We start from the raw sequence: 15,309 nt of genomic DNA, 5'->3' as shown, positions 1-15,309 counted from the left end.
CGAAACGGGCGGGACGCCACTTTAGCGGCCCCCTGTCGCACCGCGGGAGATCCGCGGTGGAACCCGCGGTCTGCCGTCAGCCGACGCGTGGGCGGTTCAGACCCTGTAGTAGTCGCGGTACCAATCGACGAAATTCGCCACGCCAGTCTCCACCGAGACCTGCGGCCGGTAATCCACCGCCTTGATCAGCTCGGACACGTCGGCCTCGGTATCGGGCACGTCGCCGGCCTGCAGCGGCAGCAGTTCCATCTGCGCTTTCCGACCCAGGCACTGCTCCAGCACTTCGATATAGCGAAGCAGCTCGACCGTGCTCTCGTTGCCGATGTTGAACAGGCGGTACGGAGCGTTGCTGGTCGCCGGATCGGGCGCGGCGGCATTCCACGCAGGGTTGGCAACCGGCGGATGGTCCAGGCTGCGGATCACGCCCTCCACGATGTCATCCACGTAGGTGAAGCTGCGCTTGTGGTGGCCGTGGTTGAACACCTTGATCGGCTCGCCGGCGAGGATCGCCCTGGTGAACAGGAACAGCGCCATGTCCGGCCGGCCCCACGGCCCGTACACGGTGAAGAACCGCAGGCCGGTGCTGGGGATGCCGTAGAGGTGCGCGTAGCTGTGCGCCATCATCTCGTTGGCTTTCTTGGTCGCCGCGTAAAGCGTCAACGGATGCTCGGTCGACTGATGCTCGGAGAACGGCATCGTGGTGTTGGCGCCGTAGACCGAGCTGGTGGACGCGAACACCAGATGCTCGACACCGTGGTGGCGACAGCCCTCGAGGATGTGCAGGAAGCCGGTGACGTTGCTGGACACATAGACGTGCGGGTTCTGCGCCGCATAGCGCACACCGGCCTGCGCAGCCAGATTCACGACGCGTTGCGGCGTGTGAGTCGCAAATGCGCTTTCCACCGCCTCGCGGTCGGCGAGATCGGCCTGGATGTGGGTGTAACCGGGATGGTCCATGAAGCGCGCCAGTCGCGCCTGCTTCAGGGTCACGTCGTAGTAGTCGCTGAGATTGTCGAAGCCGACCACCTCATCGCCGCGCTCCAGCAGGCGCATGGCGAGATGGGAGCCGATGAAACCGGCGGTGCCGGTCACAAGCACTTTCATGGAGGTTCCACATTGGCCCGCGGAGGGCGGGAAACCATGCATCATAGATGGTCCGAACGCCAAACACCGCGCATGTGCGGGGTGGCCGGGTGCCGGGTCGTTGCAGCATCGCGGCGGTTGCCGAGCGCAGAACCGACAGTATCAATGGGACCTGCAGGCCTTCGGGGCGAAGTAAAGGAGGAGGCACTCGCCGCAGGCGAGGGCCGGGGGACATTCGCCCGGAAGGCCTGCAGGTCGCGTCCCACGTAACAGTGGCCACGACAACCATGGCCACACCCCCCGCAAACGCGTGAGAATGACGCCCCACTCGAAGCCATACCTCGCCCGGAGAAGCCAGCCAGTGACTGACGCCACGACGGAAGGTGACCTGAAGGACACACCCACCGAGCACACCCCGCTGATGCGCCAGTTCTTCCGGGAAAAAGCCGCGCATCCCGACGTGCTGCTGTTCTTCCGCATGGGCGATTTCTACGAGCTGTTCTACGACGATGCGCGCAAGGCGGCGCGTCTGCTGGACATCACCCTGACCCAGCGTGGTAATTCCGCCGGCCAGCCGATCCCGATGGCCGGCGTCCCGCATCACGCTGCGGAAGGATATCTGGCCCGCCTGGTCGCCCTGGGCGAGTCGGTCGCCATCTGCGAGCAGATCGGCGATCCGGCCACCAGCAAGGGCTTGGTCGAGCGCAAGGTGGTGCGCATCGTCACTCCGGGCACGGTCACCGACGAGGCGCTGCTGAGTGAGCGCCGCGACACCCTCCTGCTTGCGGTCTCGCGTGGGAAAACCGGTTATGGAATCGCCTGGGCGGACCTCGCCGGCGGGCGCTTCCTGGTCAACGAGGTCGCCAGCGAGGACGCCCTGGAGGCCGAATTGGCACGCCTGGAGCCGGCAGAGTTGCTGTGCGCGGATGAGGACGGCTGGCCGGCTTTCGTCGGCGAGCGCCACGGCGTGCGCGTTCGGCCGCCGTGGCTGTTCGACGCCGACAGCGGCCGCCGCCAGTTGCTGAAGTTCTTCGGCCTGCACGATCTGTCCGCCTTCGGCCTGGAAGACAAGCCGCTGGCGATTGCTGCCGCGTCCGCCCTGCTCGGCTATGTCGAGGAAACCCAGAAGCAGCGCCTGCCGCATCTGACGGCGATCGCGGTGGAATCGGGCGATGGCGCGATCGCGATGAACGCACCCACCCGCCGCCATCTGGAGCTTGACTCGCGCATGGATGGCGACAGCAAGCACACCCTGTTGGGCGTGCTGGACACCTCGGTCACGCCGATGGGCGGCCGCCTGCTGCGACGCTGGCTGCACCGGCCGTTGCGCGATCACGACATCCTCCGCCGGCGGCACCATGCGGTCGAGACACTGTCCGGTCCTGCCGGGGAGACCCTGCGCACGCACTTCCGCGCGCTGGGTGACTTGGAGCGGATCCTGACCCGGATCGCCCTGCGCAGTGCCCGTCCCCGCGACCTGTCCACCCTGCGCGATGGTCTGGCCATGCTGCCGGAGGTGCGCAAAGGCCTCGAACCCCTGGACTCCCCCTTGCTGGATCGCCTCTCGGCCGAGCTGGGCGAGCACGCCGACCATGCCCACCTGCTCGCGTCGGCGCTCGTTGACCAGCCGCCGGTCCTCGCCCGCGACGGCGGCATCTTTGCCAGCGGCTACGACACCGAGCTCGACGAACTGCGCACCCTTTCGAGCACCGCCGACCAGTACCTGATCGACCTCGAAAGCCGCGAGCGCGAGGCCAGCGGCATCCCGACGCTCAAGGTCGGCTACAACCGCGTGCATGGCTACTACTTGGAAGTCAGCAAGGCCCACGCCGCCAAGGCGCCCACCCATTACACCCGGCGCCAGACCCTGACCAACGCCGAGCGCTACATCACCGAGGAGTTGAAGGCTTTCGAGGACAAGGTCCTCTCGGCCCGCGAACGTGCGCTCACCCGCGAGCGCCTGCTCTACGAGCAATTGCTGGACACCCTCGGCGAGCAGTTGGAACCCCTGAAGCGATGCGCCGCCGCGCTGGCGGAGCTGGACGTTCTGGCCTGCCTGGCCGAACGGGCGCAGGCGCTGGACTGGTCCAGGCCACAGCTGACTGGCGAACCCGGCATCGCCATCGAACGCGGCCGTCACCCGGTGGTGGAAGCGGTGCGCAGCGAGCCCTTCGAGCCCAACGACCTCGTGATGCACGACGACCGCCGCATGCTCGTGATCACCGGCCCGAACATGGGCGGCAAGAGCACCTACATGCGCCAGAACGCGCTGATCGTGCTGCTGGCGCACATCGGCAGCTTCGTACCGGCCTCGCGCGCCGTAATCGGCCCGATCGACCGCATCCTGACCCGGATCGGCGCCGGCGATGACCTGGCCAAGGGCCAGTCGACCTTCATGGTCGAGATGAGCGAGACCAGCTACATCCTGCATCACGCCACCGATCAGTCACTCGTGCTGATGGACGAGATCGGGCGCGGCACCTCGACCTACGACGGACTTGCACTGGCCGAAGCCTGCGCCCGCCACCTTGCCCACCACAACCGGGCCTGGACCCTGTTCGCCACCCACTATTTCGAACTGACGACGTTGGCCGAGCCCGGGACCGGCATCGCCAACGTCCACCTGGACGCCGTCGAGCACCACGATCGCGAGCACGGCGACACCCTGGTGTTCATGCATGCGGTCAAGGACGGCCCGGCGAACCGCAGCTTCGGTTTGCAGGTGGCCGCGCTCGCCGGCCTGCCGCGCGAGGTGATCGGTCAGGCACGTGGCCGCTTGGCGGAGCTGGAGCAGCAGAGCCGGGATGCGCCGAAGCCTGCGATGACGGCGGCGGCCCTGGACCAGCCCCAGCAGATCGGCCTGTTCGCGCCCTCATCGGCAGCGCTGGACGCATTGGCCAAGCTCGATCCTGACGAATTGACGCCGCGCCAGGCGCTGGAGGCGCTGTACCGGATGAAGGCTTTGGCGTGAGCATCGTCATGACCGCCCGCGGTCTATCCTGATCCACACCCGCGAAAAAGGTCGACCTCAATGACGACTCTCACCAACGATCTGATGCAGCAACTGCAAGGCGAGCCCATGTCCGGCATCGGCCGGCAGCTTGGCCTGACCCCTCAACAGACCTCAGGCGCGATAGCCGCCGCCCTTCCGCTGCTGATGGGCGCACTGGGACGCAACGCCAGCCGCGACGACGGCGCCCAGCAACTCCTCGGCGCCCTGCAACGCGACCACGCCGGGCTGGACATGGGCAGCGTTCTTGGCTCGGTCATGGGCGGCGGCGGCGATGGCAACGACATCCTGGGCCACATTTTCGGAAGCAGGCAACAGCCGGCAGCGCAGGGTCTCGGGGCGGCGACCGGCCTTGACGGCGACCGCGCAGGATCACTGTTGAAGATGCTCGCGCCGCTGGTGATGGCCTATCTCGCTCGTCAGGCCAGCACAAAGGCTGGCTCACCCCAGGCGCTTGGAGGCCTGCTCGGACAGGAACACCAGGAAATCCGGCAGCAAGGCGGGATCGGCGGCGGCTTGCTGGGCGCAGTGCTGGACCAGGATGGCGATGGGCAGCTGGGACTGTCCGACCTGATGAAACTCGGCGGCTCGATCTTTGGGAACCGGACTTGAGCGGCTGACTGCTCGCCGCCCGACGGGAGTCACAGCGCGTCGATATCGCCCAGCGCACGGATCAGTCGCCGGGCGCGTTTGTCGGGTTTTGTCCTGGGTGCCTCGTAGCCGACGCGCGCAGCCGCGCGCATCGCGCTCGCCTCTTCGCGCGCGAGCTTTGACTCCTCGGACTCGCGATACAGGCCCTGCGCGACAGTCGCAGAGCCGCGCTTGCTGGCGAGCGCCAGCACGGTGACCTCGAAGGTTTCCTCTCCCCGCGTCACCCGCAGGACGTCATCGATGCGCACCGCGCGCGACACCTTCGGGCGCTGGCCGTCGACCTCGACCTTGCCGGTTTCGATCGCCTGGCGCGACAGCGTGCGGTTCTTGAAGAACCGCGCCGCCCACAGCCACAGGTCGAGCCGAACGGTGACGGAAGAATCCGTCATCGCCAGTCCCTCGAGCAAGCGCGCAGGCCACCGACGATCTTCGCCGCGCACACACACGAAAGCCGCCCGGAGGCGGCCTTGTGGTGCAGCGGATGCATCATCGCCAGATGGATTACTTGGCGGTGTCCGCAGCAGCGGCGGCAGCGGCTTTCGCCTCGGCCTTGAACTTGGCGGCACCGGCCAGGTCTTCCTTGATGCGTGCCTTGCGACCTTCCAGACCACGCAGGTAGTACAGCTTGCCCGCGCGGACCTTGCCGCGACGCTTCACTTCGACCGAGTCGATGACCGCGCTGTGGCTCTGGAAAACGCGCTCCACACCGAAGCCGTGGGAGATCTTGCGCACGGTGAACGCGGAATTGAGACCGGCGTTCTTCATCGCGATGACCACGCCCTCATAGGCCTGCACGCGCTCGCGGGTGCCTTCCTTGACCTTGACGTTGACGACGATGGTGTCGCCGGGGCCGAAGACGGGCAGTTCGCGGGTGACCTGCTCGGATTCGAATTCTTGCAGCAGCGTGTGGATCGAGGGCTTCTTCATGGGTGCGGCCTGTTGGAGTAGTTGTAGCGCGAGTGCACGTGGACCCGCGTCTGGCGTGAAGTGTCAAGCAGCGAATTGTAGCGGAGATGCGTCGACCATTGCCAGTGCTGGCTGTACGGGCGCCCGGGGCCGGAGCGCTCGCGATGGTGACGCCTCTACGCCGAATCCCGACTTCAGCTGGCGGTATCGGGTTCCGCTTGATCGGCGCGCCACTGCTCCAGCAGCTTCCGGTCGGACTTGGACAATGCGTGTTCGTCGAAGAGATCCGGGCGCCGCTGCATCGTCCTCACAAGGGACTGTTGCCGGCGCCAGCGCGCGATGTCGCCGTGGTTGCCCGACATCAAGACCTCCGGCACCGATCCCAGCTCGTGCGAGACCGGACGCGTGTAATGCGGGCAGTCGAGAAATCCGTCCTCGAAGCTGTCCTGGACGGCGGACTCGGCGTCGTTCAAGGCACCCTCCTGCAGCCGGGCCACCGCATCAACCACGACCGCGGCCGCCAGCTCGCCACCGGAAAGCACGTAATCACCGATGGAGAGTTCCTCGTCGACCTCGGCGGCAATCAGGCGTTCATCGATACCCTCGTAACGGCCGCACAACAGCAGCAGCCGCTCACGGCCCGCAAGCTCGTGCACTTTTGCCTGGGTCAGCGGCGCACCCTGGGGGCTCAGGTAGATGGTCCGCACCGGCCGCGGGTCGGCCGCGCGGGCCGCGCTCAACGCCGAGCGCAGGGGATCGATCAGCATCACCATTCCCGGACCCCCGCCGAATGGCCGATCATCGACCCGCCGATAATTGCCCTGCGCATGGTCGCGCGGATTCCATCCGTGCAGCGACATCAGGCCCCGCTCGACCGCACGGCCGGTCACGCCAAAGGCGGCGCACTGGGCAATGAAATCCGGGAACAGGCTGATGACATCGACGCGCATGCCGGCGCTAGAACTCGGGGTCCCAATCGACGGTGACCAGTCCCTGCTCCAGGTCGATGGCGGTGACGTATTGCGGCTGGACGAAGGGAATCATCCGTTCGCGCTCGTCGTCACGCGCCACCAGCACGTCGTTGGCGCCGGTAGAAAACAGGTGGGATACGCGCCCCAGGTCGACACCCTCGACGGTGCGGACCCGCAGGCCTTCCAGATCGGCCCAGTAATACTCGCCGGGCGCCGGCGGCGGCAATGCGCTGCGCGGCACATGGATCTCAAGCCCGGTCAGCGCTTCGGCAGCGTCGCGGTCTGCCACCTCGGGGAAGATGGCGAGCACGTGCTTGCCGGTGTCCCTGCCGCGCACGCCGCTGCACGCACGTTCGTTGCCCTGGGCATCGCGCAGGGTCCACGGCTGGTAGCGGAAAATGGCGTCGCGGGGCTCGGTCCAGGATTCGATCCTGACTTCCCCACGCAGACCAAGGGCACCAAGCACCCTGCCAAGGAGGATGCGGTGCCCGGAGTCATTCATCGTGGTTGGCAGTGCGCCAGGCGCACCGCCGGTAAATCAGGCCGCGGCCGGAGCCGTAGCGGTGGCCGGAGCATCAGCCGACTTCAAGGCTTCCTTGTACAGCAGGGCGACCTTGTCGGACATCTGCGCGCCGGTACCGACCCAGTGCTTCACGCGCTCGGTGTTGAGCTCCACGCGCTTCTCGCCACCAGCGGCAACCGGGTTGTAGAAACCCAGGCGCTCGATGTTGCGGCCGTCGCGGGCGCTGCGGCTGTCGGTAACGATGATGTGATAAAAGGGACGCTTCTTGGCGCCGCCGCGGGTCAGTCGAATCTTGACCATGGTCTGTGATGTCCTGTGTTGCCCAGTCGCCGGAATGGCGAGGTAAGCCTGCAATTGTAGGGGATTGCGTAGCGCAAAGGGAAGTGGCTCAGCCGAAGGGCATCCCGCCGCGTCCGCCCATCATTCCCTTCATGCCGCGCATCATGCCCTTCATACCGCCGCGGCCGAGTTTGCCCATCATCTTTTCCATCTGCTGGTACTGCTTCATCAGCTTGTTGACCTCGGCCGGCGTGGTGCCTGCGCCGCGGGCGATGCGGGCACGGCGCGAGCCGTTCAGCAGCGCCGGATTGCGGCGCTCCTTGGCGGTCATCGAGTTGATGATGGCCACCAGGCGCGGCACTTCCTTGCCGGTCACCTGCGACTTCACCGAATCAGGGACCTGGCCCATGCCCGGCAGCTTGTCCATCAGGCTGGAGATGCCGCCCATGCTCTGCATCTGCTCGAGCTGGTCGCGCATGTCCTCCAGGTTGAACTTCTTGCCCTTGGCGACCTTCTCGGCGAGTTTCTGCGCCTTGTCCTGGTCGACCTGGCCCTCGACCTGCTCCACCAGCGAGAGCACGTCGCCCATGTCGAGGATCCGGCTGGCCACCCGGTCGGGATGGAACACGTCCAGACCGTCGGGCTTCTCGCTGACACCGATGAACTTGATCGGTTTGCCGGTGATGTAGCGCACGCTCAGCGCGGCGCCGCCGCGTGCGTCGCCGTCGGTCTTGGTCAGCACGACGCCGGTCAACGGCAACGCTTCTCCAAAGGCCTTGGCCGTGGTCGCCGCGTCCTGGCCGGTCATCGAATCGACCACAAACAGCGTCTCCACCGGGTTCACCGCCGCGTGCAGGGCCTGGATCTCGGCCATCATCGCCTCGTCGATCGCGAGGCGACCGGCGGTATCGACGATAAGCACGTCGATGAAGGACTTGCGCGCGTCCTCGATCGCGGCGCGCACGATCGCTTCGGGCTTCTGGTCGGTGCTGGACGGGAAGAAGGTGACCTCGACCTGCTCGGCGAGGGTCTTCAACTGCTCGATCGCGGCCGGCCGGTAGACGTCGGCGCTGACCACCATGACCTTCTTCTTGCGCTTGTCCTTGAGGTGCTTGGCCAGTTTGGCGGTGGTGGTGGTCTTGCCCGCGCCCTGCAGGCCGGCCATCAGGATCACCGCCGGTGCAGGCACGTTGAGGTTGAGCTCGTTGGCCTGCGAGCCCATCACCGCGGTCATCTCGTCGCGCACGACCTTGATCAGCGCCTGCCCCGGGGTCAGCGACTTGAGCACTTCCTGACCCACCGCGCGCACCTTGATCCGCTCGATCAGCGCCTGCACGACCGGCAACGCCACGTCGGCTTCCAGCAGGGCTATGCGCACCTCGCGCAGCGATTCGCGGATGTTCTCCTCCGACAGGCGGCCGCGGCCACGCAACCGCTCGATGGTGCCGGACAGGCGCTGGGTCAGGGATTCGAACATGCGGAAGTACCCGGAAAAGGACGGCGGAAAGATGGTCGCCAAGTATAGCCCGCCTCCACCGGGCGGCAGCGCCCGCATGTATGGGTGCACGCCCGGGGCCTGTCCCGGCTTTCACGGGCTTGCACAACCCAGGCTTGTCGGGCTGTCACGGGCTTGCACGTCCCATGCGAAGATCACGCCTGCGCCTCAGGCTGCGTGGTCGGGCGGCACCCTCAAAATCCCTTGTGCGGCGCGGTTGGCGTGAGCCAGCCGCGATCGCGTCGTGAGACACTTTGCCGATGACAATCGTTCTCATCAGCGTTTTGCTGTACCTGCTTGCCACCGGCCTGCTGGTCGCGAACTTCGCCAGCAGGGAAGCGGCTGGGCGCGGCTGGCTGGCACCGGCGATCGGCGCGGTGCTGCTGCACGCCGGCACGCACCTGGCGGCCTGGCGTGGCATCGGTGGCGCCGATATGCACTTCTACGCGGCGCTCTCGCTGGTCTCCCTGGGGATGGCCGCGATGACCGTGGTGGTCGGCGCAAAAGGCCGGATGGCGGCGCTGGGTGTGTTGGTTTTCCCCCTGGCGCTGGCCACCCTGATTGGCTATCACCTGCACGGCCATGCGGCGCCGGAATCGCTCGATTGGCGACTGCAGTTGCACGCCTGGACGGCGCTGCTGGCCTACGCCACGCTGGCATTGGCGGCCCTGCTGGCCATCATGCTCTGGCTGCAGGAACGCGCACTTCGCCGCCGCAGCATCCACGGCTGGCTTCGTGCGCTGCCGCCACTGGTGGAGCTGGAGATGCTGCTGTTCCGCACCATCAAGGTCGGCTTCGTGCTGCTTTCGGCGACCCTGCTCACCGGCGTGCTGTTCGTCGACGACCTGCTCGCGCAGCATCTGGTCCACAAGACGGTGCTCAGCGTGTTGTCCTGGCTGACCTTCGGCGCGTTGCTGGTCGGTCGCTGGCGCTATGGTTGGCGGGGCGCGGTTGCCGTCCGCTGGACCCTGGTGGCGATGGTGCTGCTGGTGCTGTCGTTCTTCGGCAGCAAGTTCGTGCTCGAGCTGGTCCTGCAGCGCACCTCCTGACGACGCGGCAGGCTCCAACCGCCTCGCCCCCGGCTACCCGGGTGCGTTGGCTACGCGCGATCCAGCTTCCGCAACCGTTCCACCACCGGCGCCACCTGCCCCGCGCGATCGAGTGAATCGCCGACGCGCTCGAGCGCGGCAGCCAGTTCGGCGGCGGAATCGGCGCGCAAAGTCGCATGTCCGACCTTGCGGCCTTCGCGGGCGGCTTTGCCATAGTCGTGCCAATGGCCGGAGGGTTCAGCCAGCACTGCTTCCGGCGCCGGCATAGCGCCGATCCAGTTGAGCATGCAGGCGTGGCCCAGCATCCGGGTCGCCCCCAATGGCAGGCCCAGCACGGCGCGCAGATGGTTCTGGAACTGGCTCGTCTCCGCACCTTCGATGGTCCAGTGACCGGAGTTATGCACGCGCGGCGCCATCTCGTTGGCCAGCAGCTCACCGTCGCGACAGAACAGCTCAAGCGCGAACACGCCGACATAGTCCAGGGCATCGGCGACCTTGCGGGCGTGGCTGGTTGCCTGCTCGGCCAGAACATCACTCACGCTGGCTGGCGCCAGGCTGGCCGACAGCACGCCGTCGACGTGCCAGTTCTCTGTCACCGGCCAGCTGCGGAACTCGCCGTGGCGATCGCGCACCGCAACCACGCTGAGCTCGCGCTCGAACTCGACGAAGCCCTCCAGGATCAGTCCGACCTTTGACGCCTGGGCGCCCAGCGCGTCCCATGCGGCGTCCGCATCGGCGGGCGAGAGCAGGCGGAACTGCCCTTTGCCGTCGTAGCCCAGGCGCCGGGTCTTCAGGATGCAGGGCGTGCCGACGCTGGCAATCGCCTCGTCCAGTTGCACACGGTTGTCGACCACCGCGAACGGTGCCACCGGAATATCGAGCTCGCCAAACAGGGTCTTTTCCGCCAGGCGGTCCTGGGCGATACCCAGCGCACGGGGGTTCGGGAACACCGGAACGCGCTTGAGCAGCGAGTCGGCCGACTCCGCGGGGACGTTCTCGAAATCGAACGTGGCCACATCTGCGCGGGCCGCGAATTCGTCAAGCGCGTTCGCATCGGCGAAACCGCCGTTCACCATCGGCGCCACCTGTGATGCGCACGCATCGGGCGCCGGATCGAGGACGATAAACCGCACGCCCAGAGGCGTTCCTGCCAACACCATCATGCGCGCGAGCTGGCCGCCACCAAGAATGCCGACCGTCTTCATTGGCGCGGATCGTCGCTGCCGGCGACATCGGCGGTCTGGCGGGTGCGGAAGGCATCCAGCGCCGCGGCGACGTCGGCATGATCGGCGGCCAGCATCGCCGCGGCAAACAGCGCCGAGTTGATGGCCCCTGCATTGCCGATGGCAAACGTGGCTACGGGCACGCCCGCCGGCATCTGCACGATCGACAGCAGCGAGTCCATGCCATTGAGCGCCTTGCTCTGGACCGGAACGCCGAGCACCGGCACCGCGGTTTTCGCCGCGAGCATGCCTGGCAGGTGTGCCGCGCCGCCCGCGCCGGCGATTATCGCCCGCAGGCCCCGCGCGGCCGCGGTGGCGGCATAGTCGAACAGGACATCCGGCGTGCGATGCGCCGAAACCACCCGCACCTCATGGGAGATCCCAAGTGCCTCCAGGCGCGCGGCCGCATGCTGCATCGTCTCCCAGTCGGAACGGGAGCCCATCACAAGGCCGACCAGCGGCGCCTGCACGGTGTCTGTCATGGTTGGACCCTAAGGCAAAACGGTATTCTACCGGGCACACACGCAAGCGCCATGAGCGCGCGCGTCCCGACAATGCCGTCCGCCGCGTACCCGCGGACCGACCACTGGAGACACCGGCCCGATGGACCGCAAACTGCTCGACCTGCTTGTCTGCCCGACGACCCGCCAACCCCTGGCGATGCTCGACAGCCGCAGCCTGAAGTCGCTCAACGAGGCGATCGCGGGTGGCGGCGTGCTGCGCGCTGACGGCAGCCCACAGACTGAAGCGCTTCGCGAAGCGCTGGTGACCCGCGATCGTGCGCATGTCTATCGCGTAGACGACGGCATCCCGGTCCTGCTGGCAGAGGAAGCGATCGCATCCCGGCAGGTCGAAGGATTTCCGCCGGCATGAGCGAGACCCTGCGCGCCCCTGACTGCGTGGCCGACGATGTATCCCGCGCCCTGACGGAGGACATCCGTGGCGGTGACGTCACGGCCGCGCTGTTGTCGGACCACGCCGACTCCGCCTACCTGCTGTGCAAGGAAGACGCCGTGGTGTGCGGCCGTCCGTGGTTTGATGCCTGCCACCGCGCGCTGGATCCCGACGTCCGTATCCAGTGGCACGTTGCAGAGGGCGATCGCGTTACAGCCGGAACCGTGCTGGCCATTTTGGAGGGCCGTGCGCAGGCGCTGGTCACCGCCGAACGCACCTCGCTCAACTTCATGCAGACGCTTTCCGGCACCGCAACGACGACAGCTCGGCATGTCGCCGCCGTCGAAGGGACGGGCACCCGGATCCTCGACACCCGCAAGACCATCCCGGGACTGCGCCTGGCGCAGAAATACGCCGTGCGCGCCGGGGGCGGGGTGAATCATCGGATCGGCCTGTTCGACGCCGTCATGCTGAAGGAAAACCACGTGCGCGCCGCCGGTTCGATCGGCGCAGCGATCCAGGCCGCGCGGAGGTTGCAGCCCGACCTGCCGCTCATTGTCGAGGTGGAGACACTAGTGGAGCTGCGCGAGGCGTTGGACGAGGGCTGCGACCGCATCCTGATCGACAATTTCGACGCAGCGACGCGGCGCGAGGCGGTGCGCATCAACGCCGCGCATGCGCGCCCCGCGCCGCTGGAAGTCTCAGGCGGCGTCGACCTTGCCGGACTGCGCGCGATCGCCCAGGTCGGCGTGGACTTCATCTCCATTGGCGCGCTGACCAAGCACGTCCACGCCATCGATCTCTCGCTCAAGCTCGGCGCGCCGCCGATGGCCGGCTGACCGTGCCCACGATGCTGATCGTGATGATCGTCGGATCAGTGGCGTTTGCTTTCTGGAGCGCGGGCCGCGGGGCCGCCGAACGGGCGGAAGTGCTGGGTCGGGAGGCCTGCACGGCGGCCGGCGTGCAACTGCTTGACCAGACCGTGCATGTGATGGGCATGCGTCTGTACCGCGGCGATGACGGCTGGCTGGGATGGGAGCGGACCTTCCGCTTCGACTACTCGCGCGACGGCGAGGACCGCCATGTCGGCCGTCTGGTGCTGCGCGGTGGGCGCATGGTGTCCTTCGTCGGGCCCGTGGACCAGACTATTTGACGACCCGCAGGTGCCCGCCGCGTCGCGGGCCCGGATCGGTTCCGTCGCCGTCCGGGCCGGGATCATGGCCGTTGCCCTCACGGTCCTCAGTGCTGGACGTGTCACTGGGAACCGCGCTCAGCGCCGGCCGCGGGGTGCCCCCTGCGGCGGACGGAGCCGGCGCGTTGTCGCCAGCGCCCGCTTCCTCGCCGGTTTCTTCCGGCAGCACCATGCCCTGCCCGGTCTCGCGGGCGTAGATGGCAACTACGGCGTGCGTCGGCACGGAAATCGATTGGCTCACGCCGCCAAAGCGCGCACTGAAACGGATCAGCTCGTTGGTCATCTCCAGCCCGGAGACGGCCTGCTGGGCGACGTTCAAAACAATGCGTCCCTCGCTCACGGCATGCAGCGGCACCTGCACCCCACTGCGGGTCGCGTCGACCAGCAGGTGCGGGGTCATTTCGTTGTCTGCGATCCACTCGTAAAGCGCCCGCAGCAGGTACGGGCGGTGACTGGTCATCACTGGGGTTTCGTCGTTCATACGGCCAGTTTAGAGCAGAGACCCGATTCCGGGGACGCCGTCGTGCCCCGCTCGTACACCTGTCGCCTCAGACCGGCAGTTCGTTCAGGCGCCGCTCCTGCTCGGTCAGGCTACGCGCGAAACCGGGGTTGCGGAAAATGCGGCTGCCGTAATCCTCCAGCGACTTGCCATCCTTTGGCAGGGCAACGCCAAGCGAGGGCAAGCGCCAGATGATCGGTGCCATCGCGCAATCGGCCAGGCTCATCTCGTTGTTGAGGAAGAACTTGAAGGCCTTGAACAGGGGAACCGATGCGGTCAGCAGTTCCTTCAGGCGCTTGCGCGCGGCATCGGCCTGGGCCTTGGTGCCCATCTGGATCGCCTGCACCTGCGGCACCCAGTCGTGCTCCAGGCGCAGGGTCGCAAGGCGCAGGCGCGCCCGCGACAACGGATCAACCGGCATCAGCGGCGGGTGCGGATAACGCTCATCCAGGTATTCGCTGACCACGCTGGCCGCGTACAGCACAAGGTCGCGCTCGACCAGGGTCGGCACCGAGTGGTAGGGGTTGAGGTCGATGAGGTCCTCCGGCGGATTCTGCGGATCCACCGAAATCAGGTCGTAGGTAACGCCCTTGGACGCCAATACCAGCCGGACTCGATGACACAACACGCAGTCATTCGAGGAAAACAGGGTAAGGGCATTACGCATACGTGGGCTTGACGCCATTTTCGACCTCTCCAACGCCCGGAATCCGCCGGACGCAAGACGCTGACCACCCAGCGTGGACAGTCGTCACGGCCCCAACTACTGTCAGTGCACGTCCCGCCAGTACTCCCTGTTGAGCAGCCAGGCGAAGAACGTGAACACCGCAAGAAACAGGATCACCCACACGCCGATACCCGGGCGCTTGAGGATTGCCGGCTCTCCGGCGTACTCGAGGAATGCTGTGATGTCGCGTACAGACTGGTCGAACTCCTTGGCGTCCATCGTGCCGGGCTGGGTCACCGTCAAACCGGTGATCGCGCGGGCGCCGGTGGCATCCGCCGCGCCATATTCCGCGTGCTGCAGGCCCTGCATCTCCCACAGCGGGTTGGGCATGGCCACGTTTGGAAACAGGCTGTTGTTCCAGCCCAGCGCCGACGTCTCATCCAGATAGAACGACTTCAGGTAGGTATACAGCCAGTCCGCACCGCGCACGCGGGAAATGACGCTCAGATCCGGCGGTGCATTGCCGAACCACTCGGTGGCGCCTGCCGCGGGCATGGCGGTTTCGATGTGGTCGCCAAACTTGGCATCGGTGAACACGAGGTTTTCCATTACCTCGTCTTCGGTCAGGCCCAGGTCGGTCGCCATGCGCGAATAGCGCAGGTACTTCAACGAGTGACAGCCGGCGCAGTAGTTCAGGTAAAGCTTGGCACCGCGCTGCAGCGACCCGCGGTCGTTGAGATCGGTGTCTGCTTGCTGCAGCGCGCCGCCACCGGCGGCGAAAGCGGCGGCCGACACCAGCAGGCCGGCGAAGAAGAGGGCAACTTTGGCAACCATGTTCGATTTGACCGTGGTAGAGCGCGCAGTAAG

Annotated in this window: 18 protein-coding genes; 6 read left to right on the top strand and 12 right to left on the bottom strand. The window is 66.7% G+C overall.

The features are described from left to right. Positions 1 to 96: 96 nt before the first annotated feature. Positions 97 to 1,104, bottom strand: a complete 1,008-nt coding sequence (locus tag INQ42_RS04400) for an NAD-dependent epimerase (protein ID WP_194035315.1) — start codon at positions 1,102 to 1,104, stop codon at positions 97 to 99. A 400-nt stretch (positions 1,105 to 1,504) separates the two neighbouring features. Between INQ42_RS04400 and mutS the strand changes: the two genes are divergently transcribed. Together mutS and INQ42_RS04390 are read left to right on the top strand one after the other, a co-directional pair. Further along, positions 1,505 to 4,054, top strand: a complete 2,550-nt coding sequence (gene mutS, locus INQ42_RS04395; protein ID WP_228064478.1) for a DNA mismatch repair protein MutS — start codon at positions 1,505 to 1,507, stop codon at positions 4,052 to 4,054. Positions 4,055 to 4,114: 60 nt separating this feature from the next. Further along, on the top strand, positions 4,115 to 4,705 hold the full coding sequence (locus INQ42_RS04390) for a DUF937 domain-containing protein (RefSeq protein ID WP_194035313.1): 591 nt from the start codon (positions 4,115 to 4,117) through the stop codon (positions 4,703 to 4,705). Between the two features lie 29 nt (positions 4,706 to 4,734). Here the strand turns inward: INQ42_RS04390 and INQ42_RS04385 are convergent, their stop codons facing one another. The 6 genes from INQ42_RS04385 to ffh form a co-directional block, all read right to left on the bottom strand. After that, positions 4,735 to 5,133 (bottom strand): RNA-binding S4 domain-containing protein, encoded by a 399-nt coding sequence (locus INQ42_RS04385; protein ID WP_194035312.1) that lies wholly within the window; start codon positions 5,131 to 5,133, stop codon positions 4,735 to 4,737. A gap of 112 nt (positions 5,134 to 5,245) precedes the next feature. Further along, complete coding sequence (gene rplS, locus INQ42_RS04380) at positions 5,246 to 5,671, bottom strand: 50S ribosomal protein L19 (RefSeq protein ID WP_194035311.1); 426 nt, start codon at positions 5,669 to 5,671, stop codon at positions 5,246 to 5,248. Between the two features lie 173 nt (positions 5,672 to 5,844). Next, entirely contained in the window at positions 5,845 to 6,600 is a 756-nt protein-coding gene (gene trmD / locus INQ42_RS04375; RefSeq protein WP_194035310.1) for a tRNA (guanosine(37)-N1)-methyltransferase TrmD, read from the bottom strand. A gap of 7 nt (positions 6,601 to 6,607) precedes the next feature. Next, positions 6,608 to 7,123, bottom strand: coding sequence for a ribosome maturation factor RimM (gene rimM / locus INQ42_RS04370; RefSeq protein ID WP_194035309.1), 516 nt, complete (start codon positions 7,121 to 7,123; stop codon positions 6,608 to 6,610). Between the two features lie 36 nt (positions 7,124 to 7,159). Continuing rightward, positions 7,160 to 7,444, bottom strand: a complete 285-nt coding sequence (gene rpsP / locus INQ42_RS04365; RefSeq protein ID WP_043958445.1) for a 30S ribosomal protein S16 — start codon at positions 7,442 to 7,444, stop codon at positions 7,160 to 7,162. Between the two features lie 88 nt (positions 7,445 to 7,532). After that, entirely contained in the window at positions 7,533 to 8,900 is a 1,368-nt protein-coding gene (ffh, locus tag INQ42_RS04360; RefSeq protein WP_194035308.1) for a signal recognition particle protein, read from the bottom strand. A 278-nt stretch (positions 8,901 to 9,178) separates the two neighbouring features. On the opposite strand from ffh, the gene INQ42_RS04355 reads away from it, so the two are divergent. After that, positions 9,179 to 9,967 (top strand): cytochrome C assembly family protein, encoded by a 789-nt coding sequence (locus tag INQ42_RS04355; protein WP_194035307.1) that lies wholly within the window; start codon positions 9,179 to 9,181, stop codon positions 9,965 to 9,967. 50 nt (positions 9,968 to 10,017) lie between these two features. On the opposite strand, the gene INQ42_RS04350 is transcribed toward INQ42_RS04355, so the two are convergent. Further along, a complete protein-coding gene (locus INQ42_RS04350; protein WP_194035306.1) occupies positions 10,018 to 11,172 on the bottom strand; it encodes a 5-(carboxyamino)imidazole ribonucleotide synthase in 1,155 nt (384 codons plus the stop codon). After that, positions 11,169 to 11,672: a 5-(carboxyamino)imidazole ribonucleotide mutase gene (gene purE, locus INQ42_RS04345; RefSeq protein WP_194035305.1), complete on the bottom strand. Its 504-nt coding sequence runs from the start codon at positions 11,670 to 11,672 to the stop codon at positions 11,169 to 11,171. Before purE ends, INQ42_RS04350 begins: the two co-directional genes overlap by 4 nt. 121 nt (positions 11,673 to 11,793) lie before the next feature. On the opposite strand from purE, the gene INQ42_RS04340 reads away from it, so the two are divergent. Genes INQ42_RS04340 through INQ42_RS04330 form a run of 3 tightly spaced genes read left to right on the top strand, consistent with a single transcriptional unit; the run spans position 11,794 to position 13,237 of the window. Beyond that, on the top strand, positions 11,794 to 12,063 hold the full coding sequence (locus tag INQ42_RS04340) for a Trm112 family protein (RefSeq protein ID WP_194035304.1): 270 nt from the start codon (positions 11,794 to 11,796) through the stop codon (positions 12,061 to 12,063). Next, positions 12,060 to 12,923: a carboxylating nicotinate-nucleotide diphosphorylase gene (nadC, locus tag INQ42_RS04335; RefSeq protein ID WP_194035303.1), complete on the top strand. Its 864-nt coding sequence runs from the start codon at positions 12,060 to 12,062 to the stop codon at positions 12,921 to 12,923. Before INQ42_RS04340 ends, nadC begins: the two co-directional genes overlap by 4 nt. A gap of 2 nt (positions 12,924 to 12,925) precedes the next feature. Then, positions 12,926 to 13,237, top strand: coding sequence for a DUF3301 domain-containing protein (locus tag INQ42_RS04330; protein ID WP_043958439.1), 312 nt, complete (start codon positions 12,926 to 12,928; stop codon positions 13,235 to 13,237). Here INQ42_RS04330 and INQ42_RS04325 read toward each other — a convergent pair. The 3 genes from INQ42_RS04325 to INQ42_RS04315 all read right to left on the bottom strand — a co-directional run bounded on the left by INQ42_RS04325 (position 13,230) and on the right by INQ42_RS04315 (position 15,276). Then, complete coding sequence (locus INQ42_RS04325; RefSeq protein WP_194035302.1) at positions 13,230 to 13,757, bottom strand: ClpXP protease specificity-enhancing factor; 528 nt, start codon at positions 13,755 to 13,757, stop codon at positions 13,230 to 13,232. The two genes, INQ42_RS04330 and INQ42_RS04325, sit on opposite strands and share 8 nt — an antisense overlap. 67 nt (positions 13,758 to 13,824) lie before the next feature. Continuing rightward, a complete protein-coding gene (locus INQ42_RS04320) occupies positions 13,825 to 14,460 on the bottom strand; it encodes a glutathione S-transferase N-terminal domain-containing protein (protein ID WP_194035301.1) in 636 nt (211 codons plus the stop codon). An 84-nt stretch (positions 14,461 to 14,544) separates the two neighbouring features. After that, complete coding sequence (locus tag INQ42_RS04315; protein WP_194035300.1) at positions 14,545 to 15,276, bottom strand: cytochrome c1; 732 nt, start codon at positions 15,274 to 15,276, stop codon at positions 14,545 to 14,547. Between the last annotated feature and the right edge of the window lie 33 nt (positions 15,277 to 15,309).

It is taken from the genome of Lysobacter avium (assembly GCF_015209745.1).
Lineage (GTDB): Bacteria > Pseudomonadota > Gammaproteobacteria > Xanthomonadales > Xanthomonadaceae > Novilysobacter > Novilysobacter avium.
The sequence above is the reverse complement of the archived record's forward strand: the minus strand, read 5'-3'. Positions and strand labels throughout refer to the sequence as shown.